This is a genomic window from Bacillus sp. JJ1562, assembly GCF_036962705.1.
In the GTDB taxonomy this organism is placed as follows: Bacteria; Bacillota; Bacilli; order Bacillales; family Bacillaceae_L; genus Ferdinandcohnia.
Map to the genome: position 1 here is coordinate 1 of NZ_JBALOQ010000024.1, position 15,074 is coordinate 15,074.

Below are 15,074 nucleotides of genomic sequence, written 5' to 3' on the forward strand. Positions count from 1 at the left end.
ACTTGAATGTTTCTACGATCAGCTTTTTGATTTAGTCGAATAATTTATTCCACCACTAATGGAAAAATTATGAGGGATAAATCGCCTTCAAAAGGATTGTTCTATAATTTCGTCAAAAAATAAGAATTTCCTTCTTTTTTCGAGTGAATAGACGTAATTTTTAAAACTTTTAGTAAGCTATATATTATGTTTGTCGAATCTATAGAGTTTTGACATGAATTGTGAGAGTATTGTGGATTTTAGTGACTTTAGAGGATTAAAAAACAAACCTAAATTGATAAAAAAGTTTAGTATGTAAATTGGATTTCTAACTGTTTATTGAGAGTGCGTTGGAATAATGTCGCTATTATAGATTTACTGTCTCAATTACGAAAATACTGCCACTATTTGAAAAATACTGTCACTATTCCAGATTTACTGCCGCTACCAAAAAATGCACCCAGTCTGGATGCATTATAATTGGTTTACAAACATTTGTAAGTAGTTTTGCGATTAGACAGGAATCCTGTTTACTTCCCCTTCAACTGCTCAAACAACCTCCCCACATTCACAACTCCAACATTCTTATATTTTCCTAATATCACTAACTCTTTCGGAAGCTGCCCAACAGTTTGAATCCCGTCTTCATTTAATTGTTTAATGAGGCTTGGTATGCCTGTGAATTCTTCTTTGGTAAGTGGGATATTTTTAAGTGCATCTGTTAAGATGATGTAATCCGCTTTATAAAATAAGAAGAGTTCTCCTGGGCGTTCTAAGATTACTTTTCTACGAATCTTTTCTTCTTCAATAAAGATTTTCAGTTCGCCAAAAAATTGTTTGTCATTGTTTTCGTTAAACCGTTTCACATGCTTATGCAAGTCTTCGAGATTACTGGGTAATTCGCTCATGATTCGAGCTTGCTGCTCTGCGCCTAGTCTGATTAAAAAGGTCTCGGATTTATCAAATCTTTGTGGTAATAAAAAGGCATCCCGGAGAAAATACGGAACTTCAAGCGAGTCTCTTTTATATTCAATATTTCGAATTGTTGTGTAACCTGGTTCAGCCATTTTTGCAGGTACAGCAGATGTTGTAATGGCAACCTCATCTTTTGCTTCGTTACCTGAAGTCCCCTTTTTCATAGATGCAATTAATATATTCTCTAGTGATTTCAAACGGAGCTCCAATTCGGTAATATCATAACGTTCTTCCTTCGGAGTGGTTGGATCCTGATATTCCGGGACCTCAATTGATACTGAGGTATACACTTCAACAAACCATCTTACAATCTTGTAGATTGCTTCCCATGATAAAAGTGCTTCAGAATAACGAAATTTTCTTTTGTCATGTGAGGCCTGATTACCAAGTTGTCGAACTAAATGAAGTGCATCTCTTATTTCCGTTGTAAGAATCCCTTCACTCTCCAATATAGTTAGTCTTTCCTTTAATGTTATACGAGGCTCTTCTTTCATTTTTTCATATTCCATGACCTGTTGAAGAATATTTTCAACGAGTACCCTTGAATGAGTTAACATTGTACGTGGACTTGAAAAGATTGTATTCTCTAATTCACCCGCTAAAAACGCCAATTCTTTGGATACGGGTTCTAAAAATCTATAAAAATACTCAGATGAATTCATGTCTTGCTGTTCCTTTCTAGCATGCAAAATAGACCTGGATCCGTTTAGATAGACTCAGGCAGTCTGTAGATTATTTCATTTTAGGTGATAAGTAGAGTTCAATCAAGGGTTTTTGAATGGGATGAGTCATTTGGTTAAACATCTGTGGACAGTACATCCATCTCTCCCACTGAAGCATTTGTAAAAAATGGGACAAGGAACCTGTCCCTCTGACCCATTGGAAACATATACCTTTTCATTTTATCTTAATTGTGTTAATTTTATTATATAAGTTAATATTTCGTTTTTTCACTAGGGGAACCCTTGATAAGGGCTGAGAAAAAAGTAGTGTACTTTGAAACCCTCATTACCTGAACAGGCTTGTACCTGCGTAGGGATGTGGTTAAGGCAATTGCTTTTTTGTGTATAATACCCAACCACTTTCCTGCATTGGAGAGTGGTTTTTTGTTGTGCTTTAACCGCTCTATTCCCTTTTTACGCTACAAGTTGTTAGACGAAAAGGAGAAATCTGATGAAATTAATTGCTGTGACGGATGATCAACAAACTTTAGAAGCTGTCGCTGAAAAAATTATTGCTATCAAAGATGTAATTGATTTTGTACAAATTAGGGAAAAATCAAAGTCAGTCCGGGAGCTATTGACACTAATCGAATATTTACTCAATAACGGTGTGAAGAAAGAAAAGATTATGATTAATGACCGCTTAGACGTTGCGTTATGTATGGGCATCCCTACCGTTCACTTACCTGAGCATGGACTTCCTGTACAAATGGTGAAACAACGATACCCTCACCTAAGGGTTGGCTGCAGTGTTCATTCACTTAAAAGAGCACAAGAAGCCGAAGCAAATGGAGCAGATTATGTCATATATGGGCATTGCTTTCAAACGAATAGCAAACCAGGACTGCCTCCGAATGGGGTTGAACCGATTTTACATATAAAAAATGAACTTAACATACCTGTCTATGCAATTGGTGGCATTACGTTGAAAACAATACCGTCTATTCAAGCTGTTGATGCAGATGGAGTCGCGTTCATGTCCAGTATTTTTTCAGCTGCTGAGCCTTATTCGATAACAAAAAAATTCTTTGAGGCGATAAAATATGAAAAATAAATATGAAGTAATTGTTGTAGGTGGTGGAATTATTGGCTGCTCCATTGCTTTCTATTTAGCAAAGGCACAGATGGATGTTGCACTATTTGACAGAGGACTAATTGGAGAAAAAACAACGAAGGCCGCTGCTGGCATGCTGGGTGCCCATTCTGAAAGTGATGGAGATTTCTCTCTTCTCTTCCCATTTGCAAGATCAAGCCAACTTGAATACAACCTGCTGAAGGATGAACTGTATGAATTAAGTGGTGTTGACATTGGCTATAGGACGGGTGGAATTTTAAAGCTAGCATTCACAGAGAGAGATAAGCGCAACTTAGATTCACTCCTAAAACAACCAACCGTAAAATGGGTGAATCACGAAGAAGTTAAAATAATGGAACCTGAAATTAGCAATGATGTTTTAGGTGCAGCCTATATCGCAGACGATGTTAACGTGATTCCGACGAATACTTGTGAAGCCTTTGCAAATAGCGCACAGGTGCTAGGTGCATCGATTTTTGAAAACAGTAACGTCTATGGAATCGAGAAAAATGGAAACAGCTACATTGCGAAAACAGCAAATGGCGATATTCATACAAAACATATCGTTATTGCTACAGGGGTTTATAGTAATAGGCTTTTTCGGAATCTAGGAATCTCTGAAAAACTGTCACCTGTAAAGGGAGAAAGCATCATAGTTCAGCACGAGAAGCCGTTTCTACAACACACGTTGTTTCACGATAAATCCTACATCGTTCCAAGAAATAATGGCAAACTTGTAATTGGTGCATCGATGATTCAGGATGATTGGAGCGAATCAGTTAGCCTTCAAAGTGTTGAACAATTGATTAATATAGCAAAAGCTATGCTCCCTTCCTCTACCAATTGGAAAATTGACAGTTTTACATCAGGTTTAAGACCTACCACATTTGATGGGCTTCCATTTATCGGCAGACATCCAGAAGAGGAGCGGATTTTTATTGCTTGTGGCCATTTTCGGAATGGGATTCTCCTTGCACCTGCAACTGGGAAAATGATTCGTGATCTAATTCTGAATAACGAGGTAAATCAAGAATGGATTGATGCATTTCGTATCGATCGAAGGCAGACAGCCATGATTTAGGAGGTGAGAAAAATGAGAATTAGGCTTAACGGAGAGCAAGTAGAAATCCCTGAAGAAGTAAATTCAGTGGAAAAGCTTTTAGCTCATTATAAGTTGCAAAACCGGATTGCGATTGTAGAAATCAATGAGGATATTATTAAAAAAGACGACTATAAAACGATGAATCTTGCAAATGGTGATGTCATCGAAATCGTCCAATTTGTAGGAGGAGGATAATATGTTAACAATAGCAAATCGTACATTCAAATCTAGGCTTTTACTAGGAACAGGAAAATACCCGTCTTTTGAAATTCAAAAGCAAGCTGTAGAGGTATCGGATGCCGAAATTTTAACGTTTGCCGTAAGAAGAATGAATATTTTTGAAGAAAGTCAACCCAATTTTTTAGAGCAGTTAGACTTAACAAAATATACACTTCTACCAAATACAGCAGGAGCAAAAACGGCTGAAGAGGCTGTTCGAATTGCGAAACTGGCTAAGGCATCTGGCTTATGTGACATGATTAAAGTTGAGATCATTGGAGATGACAGATCCCTTTTACCAGACCCGATCGAAACGTTGAAGGCTTCGGAAATGCTTCTCGATGAAGGTTTCATTGTGTTACCGTACACCTCAGATGACGTGGTGCTTGCAAAGCGTTTAGAAGATCTGGGTGTTCATGCAATTATGCCAGGAGCAAGCCCGATTGGTTCGGGTAGAGGGATTATTAATCCATTAAACTTAAAATTTATAATCGAACAATCCCAGGTGCCTGTCATTATTGATGCAGGAATCGGTTCTCCAAAGGACGTCGCTTATGCGATGGAGCTTGGCGCAGATGGAGTACTATTAAATACGGCTGTGTCTGGTGCACAGGATCCTGTAAAAATGGCACGTGCTGTGAAACTTGCATTGGAAGCAGGCAGATTAGGATATGAAGCAGGACGGATTGAAGAAAAAGACTACGCGGTAGCGAGTAGCCCATTAACAGGTCTGGTAGGATCTTAAAATCCTAGGTAACACCTGGAGGTATTTACTTAAAAAATTCGAAGCCTAATTTTCTCGAAATTAGGCTTCTTAATTTTTGCAGTCTAGGTTCAATTACCGACTAGGGTATGAGTTGCATTTTCTCTTAGTAACCAGTCACAATTACTCCATCCATATTGTTCCCTGAAATCTCAAAGTATCGATCTTTTGGTAGGTCAATCGTCTTGATTTCAGGAATAGGGTAATATGTAATCGTGTATTTTTTATTATTCATTCTAACAGTAATGTGTTTTTCATCTTTCAAGAATGCTAAATATTCTTCTAAAACAAAATTCCTTTCCTTCATTATCGCACTATGTGGTAAACCGACATATCGAATATGCCACGGTTCAAATTGTATTCCAGTAATATCTACTTTATCCTCGGGATATCGTAAAACGAACCCGTATTTCCAAGCATTTTTTTCGATCCACTTTCCTTCAGGTGCCACAGCCATTTTATTTTGAGTGGAGCCAATATCTAGTGATAAACCTAGATTGTGTTCGCTATAACCGGCTGGCAAGGCATATGCAGAACCCTTCTCTTGATAAAGTGCACTTTGTTCAGCAAAATTCCGAAAACCACTAGTAATGATAAAATTACTCACACCTTCTTTTTCTGCAGCAGCAACCATCTTCGAAAATTTGCCTACTAAGTCTGTTGACAAATCTATGTCGCTATTTAATAATTCGTATCCATCTATTAACTCATTCTGTGTAAAAAGATTGATGACATCGGATGTAATACTCATTTGGTGTACCGGATAAACTTTGTTGACCAAAAGCAGATTTCCTTGATAAATATGGTCTTCTGTAATCTCTATAGTTTGAATCTTTTCAGAAGTCCCTCTTCCCCCTACTTTAATATCCTTATGTAGGTGTATTGCTACTTTGGGTTCAAAATACGATTCAATATTAATAAAAATTAAACCCAAGGACATTAATAAAACGAATAAAAAACCCCACTTCTTCATCCTTTAGCTTCCTCCTTATTCTCCATTACCCTTAAAGAATAGGGAAAACTGTTTAAAAAAAGAGTGGGGTAAATCTTAAATTTTTCTTAAATGTTTAAGTTTCACTTTCCATTGGTAATCGAACTTCAAAAACGGTCTGGATTAAACTACTTTTGGCTGTAATCAATCCACTATGTTGCTCAACGATATTCTTCGCAATAAACAAACCAAGACCTGTGCTATCTTCTCTATGAGTCCGAGCTTTATCTCCTGTGTAGAACATATCAAAAATATGCGGCAATTCATCAGGTGGAATACTATTTCCATAATTCACTACTTGAATAACCACATCATCTTCTTCTATAAAACCGTTAATATCAACGTACTGACCATCATAGCCATAACGAATTGCATTAGTTAAAAGATTTTCAAATACACGTGCTAGTAGATCCCCATCACCCATAATATATAAATGCGTCGCACAATTCATCCGAGACTTCAAATGATTTTTTTCAAAAACAGGATACAATTCTTCCATTAATTGATTAAGTAGGTCCGTTGCATTTATTCTCTTTTTGTCTACCGGAAGCATTCCATAGTTCATTCTAGTTATTTCGAATAACTCCTCAATTAACCTTTCTAAACGTTGAGACTTAGTAAAAGCAATCGTTAAAAAATGTCTAACTTGTTCTTGAGTCAAGCTCTCTTCCTTTAGGAGCAAATCCAAATATCCTAAAACAGAGGTAAGTGGAGTGCGCAAATCATGAGCTAAATTTACAACTAATTGATCTTTACTGCTTTCCGAAAAATCTCCTCGTTGAATCGCTTCTTGTAATTTTTCGCTTGCCAAGTTAATATCTCGTGCAATTTCTCCTAACTCATCTCTTGATTGTATACGTACCTGGTGGCTAAAATCGCCACGTGCGAGGTAGTGAATTCCGTTTGAAATCTCTTTAAAATAAGTAGAATAACGCTTAGTAAGGATAAAGAAAAATAGGAAAGAAAGCAAAATAAATATAATAAAAAAGAGAGTAAAGTCTCCAAACCTTCCTAGAGCATTACGAAACTGAGCCAAAGGGTCTCCGTATTGGGCATTCGTGTGATAATAGTATTGCAGACCTTTAAAGATTAGATAAGTTATAATGCCTGAGAGAAACATACTTAAACCAAATAACAACACCATTTTGGAACGAAAACTGGACATCATTTTAGCCATTGAATGTATACCCTACTCCCCATACTGTCTTAATCCATTTGTCCTTCCGTTTATCTTCTTCAAGTTTTTTCCTAAGTGTACGTATATGAACCATAACAGTATTACCAGCTTCATAGAATGCTTCACCCCATACTCTTTGAAAAATATGTTCTACACTAAAAACCTTCTTTGGATGACTCGCTAGTAAATACAAAATATCAAACTCTTTCGGAGTGAGATCGATGCTTTTTCCATATAGAGTAACTGTACGTTGATCAGGGGAAATAACTAATCCACTATATTCCACACTGGTTTTATTATATGTATCTACTTTTGGCTGATTTAGCTTCATGTAACGTCTTAGTTGGGCATTTACCCGAGCAACTAATTCGATCGGGGTGAATGGTTTGGTCATATAATCATCTGCTCCAATTACCAGACCCTGCACTTTATCAAAATCAGATGTTTTAGCACTCAAAAATATAATAGGCATATTATGCCGTTCGCGAATACGGGTTGTTACTTCATATCCATCCATTATCGGCATCATAATATCCAAAATAAGTAAATCTATCGATTGATTCTCAACAATCCGAACAGCCTCTTGTCCATCCGATACTTTAATAACATGGTATCCTTCTTTCTCTAAATGGATGGCGATTAATTCAGCAATTTCCTTCTCATCATCCGCAACTAATACCGAAATCTCTCTCATTTTCCCACTCCTATGTAAAATCAACATACATCAAAATTCCATTTTCTATTATTCTATTTAAATACGTATAAATCTGTAAAAAGTTCCTAAAAAAAACCATCAAATGATGGTCCCTTCTTTCATTTACGAATTAAGTATCCTTTAACCACTGTATCTATTCGTTCAAAAACCCTTACTCTATTTATCTTTGTGTTTTGCAAGCATTTCATTTAAGTATTCTTCGGATTTCCCTTTTGGAATGCTGAGACTCCTCCAATTACTATCCTTGACTTGCTTCCCAATATAAACAATTTGACCGACATGATAGGCGTAATGTGCCATTTGCCTTTCAATAGCCTCTAAAACCAAATGACTTTCTCCACGAATGTAAATATTTTTTAATAAATCTTGCTCACTTAAACTAGTTAATGTACTAAACAAGACATTCCATCCTTTTTCCCAAACGCTCATTAACTCTGATTTCGATGATATATCATCAAAAAATTCATCATCACGATTTCTATATTCTTTTTCCCCATCCGAAGTTAAAAAGTCAGTCCACCTTGAAATCATATTACCACTAACATGCTTTACGATGATTGCAACACTGTTGGACTCGTTATTATAAGACCAATGAATTTCTTCTTCCGAAAATTGTTCCATTGTCTTATCCCCAAGGTTTTTTACATTTTCAAATCTTTCTATGACAATTCTCAAATACTCGTTTCCAATATTCACAATCGTCCACTCCACAAGAAAAAATGTTTTCTTTTCATAAAATTTTACTATGTCTATAAAATGTCATTCCATTTTTTTCCTCTAAAAAACTTTTTCACTTCATTAAAAAGCCTAATTCCCTATTTGATAAAGAAAATTAGGCTTAAATTTATATTGACAGTATGAAACATGATTTTTTCTTTTCCTACTATAGAGAAAAAGAAAGCTTTCCCCCTACATCATCTGCTTTACTTTCACCAAGCTTTTTTCTTTCTCTAAAATTTGTCTGATCAATTGATCCACTTTTTCAAGCTCTGCGCTTGGATCTTTCCACCAGTTTCTACTCCAGATGCGATGGATGCTCCAGCCTTTGTTTTCGAGGAATTTTTGTCGATAGACATCTCTTTCTTTGGCGGATGGTGAGCTATGGTACATGGCACCATCACATTCAATTCCAAGTATATATCTAGACTCGTTGTCGGGATGAACAACAGCTAAGTCAATACGATAATTAGACATACCCACTTGAGTGTCTACTTTATAGCCCATTGCTATTAATTGTTCATATACTTGTGTTTCAAATGGTGAATCAAAATGAAGAGATTTTTCCTGGCGCTGTGTGTTCATCTCATCATTTAGCTCTAAAAGAACCGCTCCGATTCTCTCCTTCTGCAGATTCGAAACAGAATGGGCATACTCTAAATAGCTTTTGAAAAACTTTGGACCGACGTTTTTTGTTTTCGAAACGTCCAGTTCATTTGGTTCAATGCTAGAGACAACATAAATGGCTTCTTTTGATCGAGTTACTGCCACATTCAGGCGGTTTTCTCCACCCTGCTGCCCAAGGGGACCAAATCGGTTGTATACCCTGCCATTTTCTGCTTTTGCATACCCGACTGAAAAGATGATAATATCCCGCTCGTCACCTTGCACATTTTCAATATTTTTCACAAAGATTTGTTCGTCCAAATCTTTACCCATGACTTGATGATACAAGGTATTGAATTCTTCATCCTCTTCCGCCAACTTATCTATATAATCAAGAATTTTATCCTGTTGTTTCGCGTTAAATGTAATAATCCCAATCGATCTCGTCGCATCCTTTTGAAGAAGATCCTTCAATAATAGGACGACTTCTTTTGCTTCGACCTCATTACATTGATTTATCCACTTGCCATCGACTTTACGCCATTGGATGGCAGCTGGTTTCTTTAGATGTTCTACGTTTGGCGCGATTTGGATATTGCCATTATAATAGGCATGATTTGAAAAATTAATTAACTCCTCAGACTTGGAACGATAATGCCATTGCAGCATTTTACTAGGGAACACTCGTTTCGCTAAATTTAATAGACTCTCTGATACAACTAGATCGTCCTCATCGGTATCATCTTCATCGATTTGGATACTTCCCTTAAACAAATTACTTGGCGGTAATTGTTTTTCATCACCAGCAATAATCACTTTAGAAGCCCTGTAGACCGATGGGATTCCGTTTTCAACCGTTAACTGCGAGGCTTCATCAAAAATGACTAGGTCAAATAAATCCTTCCCTAATGGAAAAATCGCCGACGCCGTCTCAGGTGATACAAGCCAAACTGGTAACACGTCTAATAATCCTTCTCGGGCATATTTGTTAACAAGCTTACGAACCGGCCAAATTTGTCTTTTCTTTCCTGTTTGGTAAATGATGTCCTTAATGGCTTTTGAATGTTTCTCTTTTACTTCGCCTAACGCTTTTATTAAGCGATTTTGTAGGACTTTAGCTGAAAGCTCCTTCTTTGCTTCTAAAAGTTCCTTGAATCTTGTTCGCAATTGCTGAAAGCTTTCAGTTCCAATCTTTGTGAGTTCCGGATGCTTTCGTTCGATTTCATCAATCCAGTAAATATAGGTGGATTGTTTTGTATTCTCCACCCACTGTTTCGCTAAATCACGATGGATATGATCTTTACTTTTATCCTTTAATTCATCGATGAGTGACTTGATAAATGGCATGCTGTCATCATAGATTCTATCCATATTACGAAGGTCATCAAAATCTTGAATCACATATTCCTGCTGCTTTTGAAATTCAGATAGCGGAACATCCCCTTTTGAGATTTGGTCCTTATACTTCTGTAATTTCCCTTTCTTAAAATAAGGAAATAATTGTTTCATCTCGTTCGTCATTTCAGTTGAAACATGTGAAAGCCCATAGAGAATTCGTAAACTCTCCCTTAACTTAGGCCACTCAGTCGAAGACAAGCCTTTAAATTTGTCGCCTTCGATTAATTCTTCAACGATCGTTTTTCCTGTAAAAGAAGTCCACCACCAAAGTCTGAGCTTCTGCAGTGTTTTTTTCTCCTGGGGATTTAGATCCTCGTAGATTTTCTCGAGCTTTCCTCCGACCTCCCAGCTATACTCTGGCGTAATATCCTCCTGTTCAAAATGCTCAAGATATGTAATGCTTTTTTCAGCCTTCTCTATAACTTTCTTAAGAATTTCAACAATTGTCAACCTGTCCTTAATTTCAAGCTTCGCAAAGGATTTTCGGTCTTTTAGTGGATAATTATCCTGGCCGAACCGACTAAAATAATTCCCATATGAAAAAATCGTTGTTAACACATCATCTAAATTATTCTTGTTTAAATCATTAATAATAGCAGTTAAATTTAAAATCACTTCCTGTTGATTGACAGGTTTTCCAAGACCATAGAGGTCATAGGCCCGATATCCATGAGGCTGCGTTTCATACAAACCTTTGGCGATAGCGTTTAGTTCATCCTCGCATTTCTCGATTTTCTGGGATAATTGTTCGTATTCTATATCTAAATCTTGCGCATACTCATCTTTTACTAGACGGTTATGGAGCTTGCGATAAAGGCCAGTCCGGTCCGTTTTTTCATCATGTAAAAGACTTACACTTGCTGATAGTCCAAGGCTATCAATTCTTTGATAAACAACATCTAATGCTGCACGCTTTTGGCAGACTACTAAAACCTTCTTTTCAGCTGCAATTGCGTTTGCAATGATATTGACAATGACCTGTGACTTTCCGGTACCTGGAGGTCCATGGACGACTAAGCCTTCTGTATGTTCGATTGAATTGATGATTTCTTCTTGGGATGCATCTGTGTCGAGCACAAAGAACTTTTCTTTTTCCTTTTTAGGAGGAGCCTCAGAAGTCCTTTCACCTGTTCCGAGATTATCAGAAGTGAAGCTGGAATCCACTTCTCCAACATTCATTAATTCCCCAGCCAATCCAAATTCAAAATCGCCATCTTCCATTTGCTGAAGGAAGTCTTCATAGTCTTTTAAAATAGCAGAGTTCCCTTGAGGAAAATGCCCTAGAATCGCGTAATTGTCTAACTGAAATTCACCTTTTTTAAATTGCGGGATGAGATCAGCTGTTAGATTTTTAAATGTCTCTAACTCCGGAGACTTCGACCAATTGATGTTGATATTGTATTTTTTCAACCATGTTAACCATCCTAGGAAATCCATTTCAATAGATTGCCCTACAGCCTCATCATACATCTCATCTGGTACATAAAGATTGCTCATTTTTTGCATCGCTAAAAAAAGAGGACGATTTAACATCGGCTCGGAATCTTCCATTGGATGAAGCACCCACTTTGTTCCGAGTTCCTTTACTCTCTCTAATTTAACAGGATGTAGAAACAGAGGAGCTCGTATGTACGTTCCATCTAGCATGGCACCACTTATGAACGGATAACCGATATATAAATCATACAATCCGGTCTCGTCTTCGATTGACTTTAAATTACGGTATAAAGTTGTCAATCTCGCTGATAAATTCAGTGATTCATCGTCTCTCACATTCTGCTTCACTAGTTCAATTTTATTATTGTTTTTAATTATCGCATCCACGATATCCTGAGGGTTCTTATTGATTTTAGCTACTTCACCTAAGTCAAAATTCCATTTGTTATACACCTTTAGCATACGAATTGATCGATTTCGCCGACTAATGTCATTCAACCGATCCTTCAAGATCGTTAATTTTTCTTTCAATTTAAATCACCTTATTTTTCAGTCGTTCGAATACATAGTTTCATTATATACTTCTTTGTATATGAATATATCATAGGATGGGAAATTGTAGGTAATTGCAATAAAAAATGGGAACGCAAATAAAAATAAGGTCAACGCATAAAATTCTAAGCATTTTTTCTTTGAATTTTCTTGAGCACCAGTTCGTTTAAGAAGATATATTTGCTTCACGTGAAAAGTTTGCACATGCACATTTACCCTCTCTTTTAAATAACTCTAATAAAGCTTCATGGTCTGTATTTGGGTTCTCTATCCAATTTTGAAATGTACGAATTGGAGATTCTTTATCTGGAAAGTGGTGGATAATGACTTCCGCTTGCTCATGTAGTCGTGTTGTCCAAATTTGAGAGCGTACCATTACCATTGAATAGTATGTTCGGATGAGTTTACGAGCGAATCCTTGTGAAATTGTGATAAAGTCTTGATTAGAAGCTGTTTCTAACCTAATTAATGACCGAGTTAAAGCATCACAAATATCGCCATTGAACTGAATGGCGATCTCTGATGTTAGTTTATACGGACCAAATCGTTCTCCTATATCCTCTCCGTACACACAAACACATAGTTCTTTAAGAAAAGCATTTTCGTAGTAATTTAAAGGGTCAATCGTATAATCGTAATATGCAGTAGCAATACCAACATCACGAAAGAGGGAACGATACTTTTGAGACAATTCTACAGTAAGGTTCTTTAATTCAGTCGACTTAACTGAACCTTGTTTGCCTTTAAACAATGCAATAAGGTCTAAATCTGATTTAACAGCAACGGCTTCACCTCTAGCTACGCTGCCGTACACATATACACTGTGTAATTGTTGAGGAAATAAGTTTTTAAGACTCTCGATCGACTCACGAATACAAGGCACATAATCATTATCAATTTTATCAATACTAACGTCGCTTACTATAAATCCATTCGGATCAAGACCGTATCCTGCTATAAGACCTCCCATTTCTTTCTCCTCCCGCTTCTTCTTTATTTCTGCAAGTGATCATGTTTTTTAGATTTGTATTTGTTTAGACCATCGCAAATAATCGCAATTAATAAACCAACTGCGATTGGCAAGAGCGCGATCTCCGTATGTGAAGGTGTAAATTTAAATACAAGAATGTCAATATTAGCAATAAAGCCGATTAAATAAAGTAATACCATTGATCCAATTGATGCAATTAATGAAATTTTTTTCAATATTCCACCTCCCGTTAGGAATGCAGTAGTTTATTAATCCAGTATTTTGCGGCTTCCGAGTCTTTTTCTCTTACTGAGACCACATATTGTTTTTCATAATTATGGTTTATTCCGATACTGCCAATGTTTCCTCTAGTTGTACCTCGGCCTAACATTTTTCCCGAACTATTGATTACTTTATAACTATACTTAATTCCTTTGCTCTCTAATAGATCTCTAACCTTTGATAATTCTTCCATCCAATACCCAATATAAACATCCTCTTTATTTAAGAACAACAAGTCCATCCCCCTTTGAGTCTTATACCTACATCCGTTAGTGTAAGGATTCCTACATAATTCAGCAAGGCACTTGTTAATAGGTGATATTACACACGTTCACTTTTTTAAATTTTCCCAAAAACAATAAATACAATTATCCACCTCTTTTTACAGGATGAATTAACTTTTATTAATCGTCTTTCGTCGTTCAATTAGATTAGAAAAAGAGTAAGAAATAATTAAAACCACTCCTATTAGGAATGCGATAAAGAAACCAAGCATGCCTTGGGCACCAACCCATCCAATCGTAAATGTAAGAAAAATTAATACATAGCAAAAACCAACCAGTATGATAGCAATCGGTACGTTAAACGGAAATAAACGTTTCCAACCTATTTCTAAAAAAACGGAAATGATTAGTATCGCAATTGAGATGATAATATGCAGTGATCCCCATCGGAATCCAGCACGAGACTGCGCATCCTCACCAAAGGCAGGTGTATTGTTAAGGTCATATAGTGTGATGTATGCGGTAATCACCGCTATGAATACAACTAATATGAAAATAGTCCAGTTTATTGCTTTCAAGCTAGCTTTTTTGTTCATTTGATCCCTCCTATTTAACTTATTATTCATGCCAGTAAGATAGCGTTAATCTAAATTCTTTTTAGATAAGGTACTTAATAATACACTAATGGCAATCATTATAAGACCAAATCCAGAGGCATATTTATATTCAATACGAGTTGAAATACCTAATACATAAATCAATCCAAAGCAACACGTTATAATTCCAATGGATAATATCAAATTTTCCAATTTACGTAATAAGTTCATGCCTCTTCCCCCATTTAAGCTCTAAAACATTCCTTTAATTCACAATATTTAAAATATATAAGGAATAGTTCGACAATTGGTTTCATTTATTACTGAAGTGACCTGCCCTTCTATGTAAATAAAAGAATTGATTTTTATTAATCACATAATTAAAGCTGGAACCGGAAAGAAAAAGCTATATACTCCGATAAAAATTAGAAAAAAGATGATGACAGAAAAGATAACTAAAAAAGTTATGCCTGTTTTGTTTTCATTTCTTTTGAAAAATCTAAACAAGAAAAAAAATATCAAACCATAAACTAATAACGGCACAATTAGAGGTAAAGCTATTGGAATAAGACTT

15 protein-coding genes and 1 riboswitch are annotated in these 15,074 nt (G+C 36.2%); of the genes, 4 read left to right on the top strand and 11 right to left on the bottom strand.

The window, feature by feature from the left end; translation table 11 throughout:
• Nucleotides 1-509: 509 nt before the first annotated feature.
• Nucleotides 510-1,616 (bottom strand): DUF4145 domain-containing protein, encoded by a 1,107-nt coding sequence (locus V7097_RS15725; protein WP_335704583.1) that lies wholly within the window; start codon nt 1,614-1,616, stop codon nt 510-512.
• Nucleotides 1,617-1,899: 283 nt separating this feature from the next.
• Nucleotides 1,900-2,010: riboswitch (TPP riboswitch) on the top strand.
• A 117-nt stretch (nt 2,011-2,127) separates the two neighbouring features.
• Here V7097_RS15725 and V7097_RS15730 point away from each other — a divergent pair.
• From V7097_RS15730 to V7097_RS15745, 4 genes are read left to right on the top strand one after another with little or no spacing between them, the layout of a single operon-like run.
• Nucleotides 2,128-2,730, top strand: a complete 603-nt coding sequence (locus V7097_RS15730; RefSeq protein ID WP_335704584.1) for a thiamine phosphate synthase — start codon at nt 2,128-2,130, stop codon at nt 2,728-2,730.
• Nucleotides 2,720-3,832, top strand: a complete 1,113-nt coding sequence (gene thiO, locus V7097_RS15735; protein WP_335704585.1) for a glycine oxidase ThiO — start codon at nt 2,720-2,722, stop codon at nt 3,830-3,832. Before V7097_RS15730 ends, thiO begins: the two co-directional genes overlap by 11 nt.
• Before the next feature lie 12 nt (nt 3,833-3,844).
• Nucleotides 3,845-4,048 (top strand): sulfur carrier protein ThiS, encoded by a 204-nt coding sequence (gene thiS / locus V7097_RS15740; RefSeq protein WP_335704586.1) that lies wholly within the window; start codon nt 3,845-3,847, stop codon nt 4,046-4,048.
• Between the two features lies 1 nt (nt 4,049).
• Nucleotides 4,050-4,817 carry a thiazole synthase gene (locus V7097_RS15745; protein ID WP_335704587.1) on the top strand — a complete coding sequence of 256 codons (768 nt, stop codon included), beginning with the start codon at nt 4,050-4,052 and terminating at the stop codon, nt 4,815-4,817.
• Between the two features lie 124 nt (nt 4,818-4,941).
• Here the strand turns inward: V7097_RS15745 and vanY are convergent, their stop codons facing one another.
• The 10 genes from vanY to V7097_RS15795 all read right to left on the bottom strand — a co-directional run bounded on the left by vanY (nt 4,942) and on the right by V7097_RS15795 (nt 14,731).
• The gene (vanY, locus tag V7097_RS15750) at nt 4,942-5,808 is read right to left on the bottom strand and encodes a VanY-A/VanY-F/VanY-M family D-Ala-D-Ala carboxypeptidase (RefSeq protein WP_335704588.1); all 867 of its coding nucleotides are present in this window, start codon (nt 5,806-5,808) and stop codon (nt 4,942-4,944) included.
• Between the two features lie 94 nt (nt 5,809-5,902).
• Nucleotides 5,903-7,003, bottom strand: coding sequence for a sensor histidine kinase (locus tag V7097_RS15755; RefSeq protein ID WP_335704589.1), 1,101 nt, complete (start codon nt 7,001-7,003; stop codon nt 5,903-5,905).
• Nucleotides 6,996-7,697, bottom strand: a complete 702-nt coding sequence (gene vanR, locus V7097_RS15760) for a vancomycin resistance response regulator transcription factor, VanR-F/VanR-M family (RefSeq protein ID WP_335704590.1) — start codon at nt 7,695-7,697, stop codon at nt 6,996-6,998. Before vanR ends, V7097_RS15755 begins: the two co-directional genes overlap by 8 nt.
• Nucleotides 7,698-7,874: 177 nt before the next feature.
• The gene (locus V7097_RS15765; RefSeq protein ID WP_335704591.1) at nt 7,875-8,414 is read right to left on the bottom strand and encodes a DUF1572 domain-containing protein; all 540 of its coding nucleotides are present in this window, start codon (nt 8,412-8,414) and stop codon (nt 7,875-7,877) included.
• A 213-nt stretch (nt 8,415-8,627) separates the two neighbouring features.
• On the bottom strand, nt 8,628-12,407 hold the full coding sequence (locus tag V7097_RS15770) for an AAA domain-containing protein (protein ID WP_335704592.1): 3,780 nt from the start codon (nt 12,405-12,407) through the stop codon (nt 8,628-8,630).
• A 187-nt stretch (nt 12,408-12,594) separates the two neighbouring features.
• Nucleotides 12,595-13,398: a nucleotidyltransferase domain-containing protein gene (locus V7097_RS15775; RefSeq protein WP_335704593.1), complete on the bottom strand. Its 804-nt coding sequence runs from the start codon at nt 13,396-13,398 to the stop codon at nt 12,595-12,597.
• A 23-nt stretch (nt 13,399-13,421) separates the two neighbouring features.
• Nucleotides 13,422-13,634, bottom strand: coding sequence for an ATPase (locus V7097_RS15780; protein WP_335704594.1), 213 nt, complete (start codon nt 13,632-13,634; stop codon nt 13,422-13,424).
• A gap of 14 nt (nt 13,635-13,648) precedes the next feature.
• Nucleotides 13,649-13,915 carry a hypothetical protein gene (locus V7097_RS15785; RefSeq protein ID WP_335704595.1) on the bottom strand — a complete coding sequence of 89 codons (267 nt, stop codon included), beginning with the start codon at nt 13,913-13,915 and terminating at the stop codon, nt 13,649-13,651.
• Between the two features lie 159 nt (nt 13,916-14,074).
• Complete coding sequence (locus V7097_RS15790; protein WP_335704596.1) at nt 14,075-14,500, bottom strand: RND transporter; 426 nt, start codon at nt 14,498-14,500, stop codon at nt 14,075-14,077.
• 45 nt (nt 14,501-14,545) lie between these two features.
• Nucleotides 14,546-14,731 (bottom strand): hypothetical protein, encoded by a 186-nt coding sequence (locus tag V7097_RS15795; RefSeq protein WP_335704597.1) that lies wholly within the window; start codon nt 14,729-14,731, stop codon nt 14,546-14,548.
• Between the last annotated feature and the right edge of the window lie 343 nt (nt 14,732-15,074).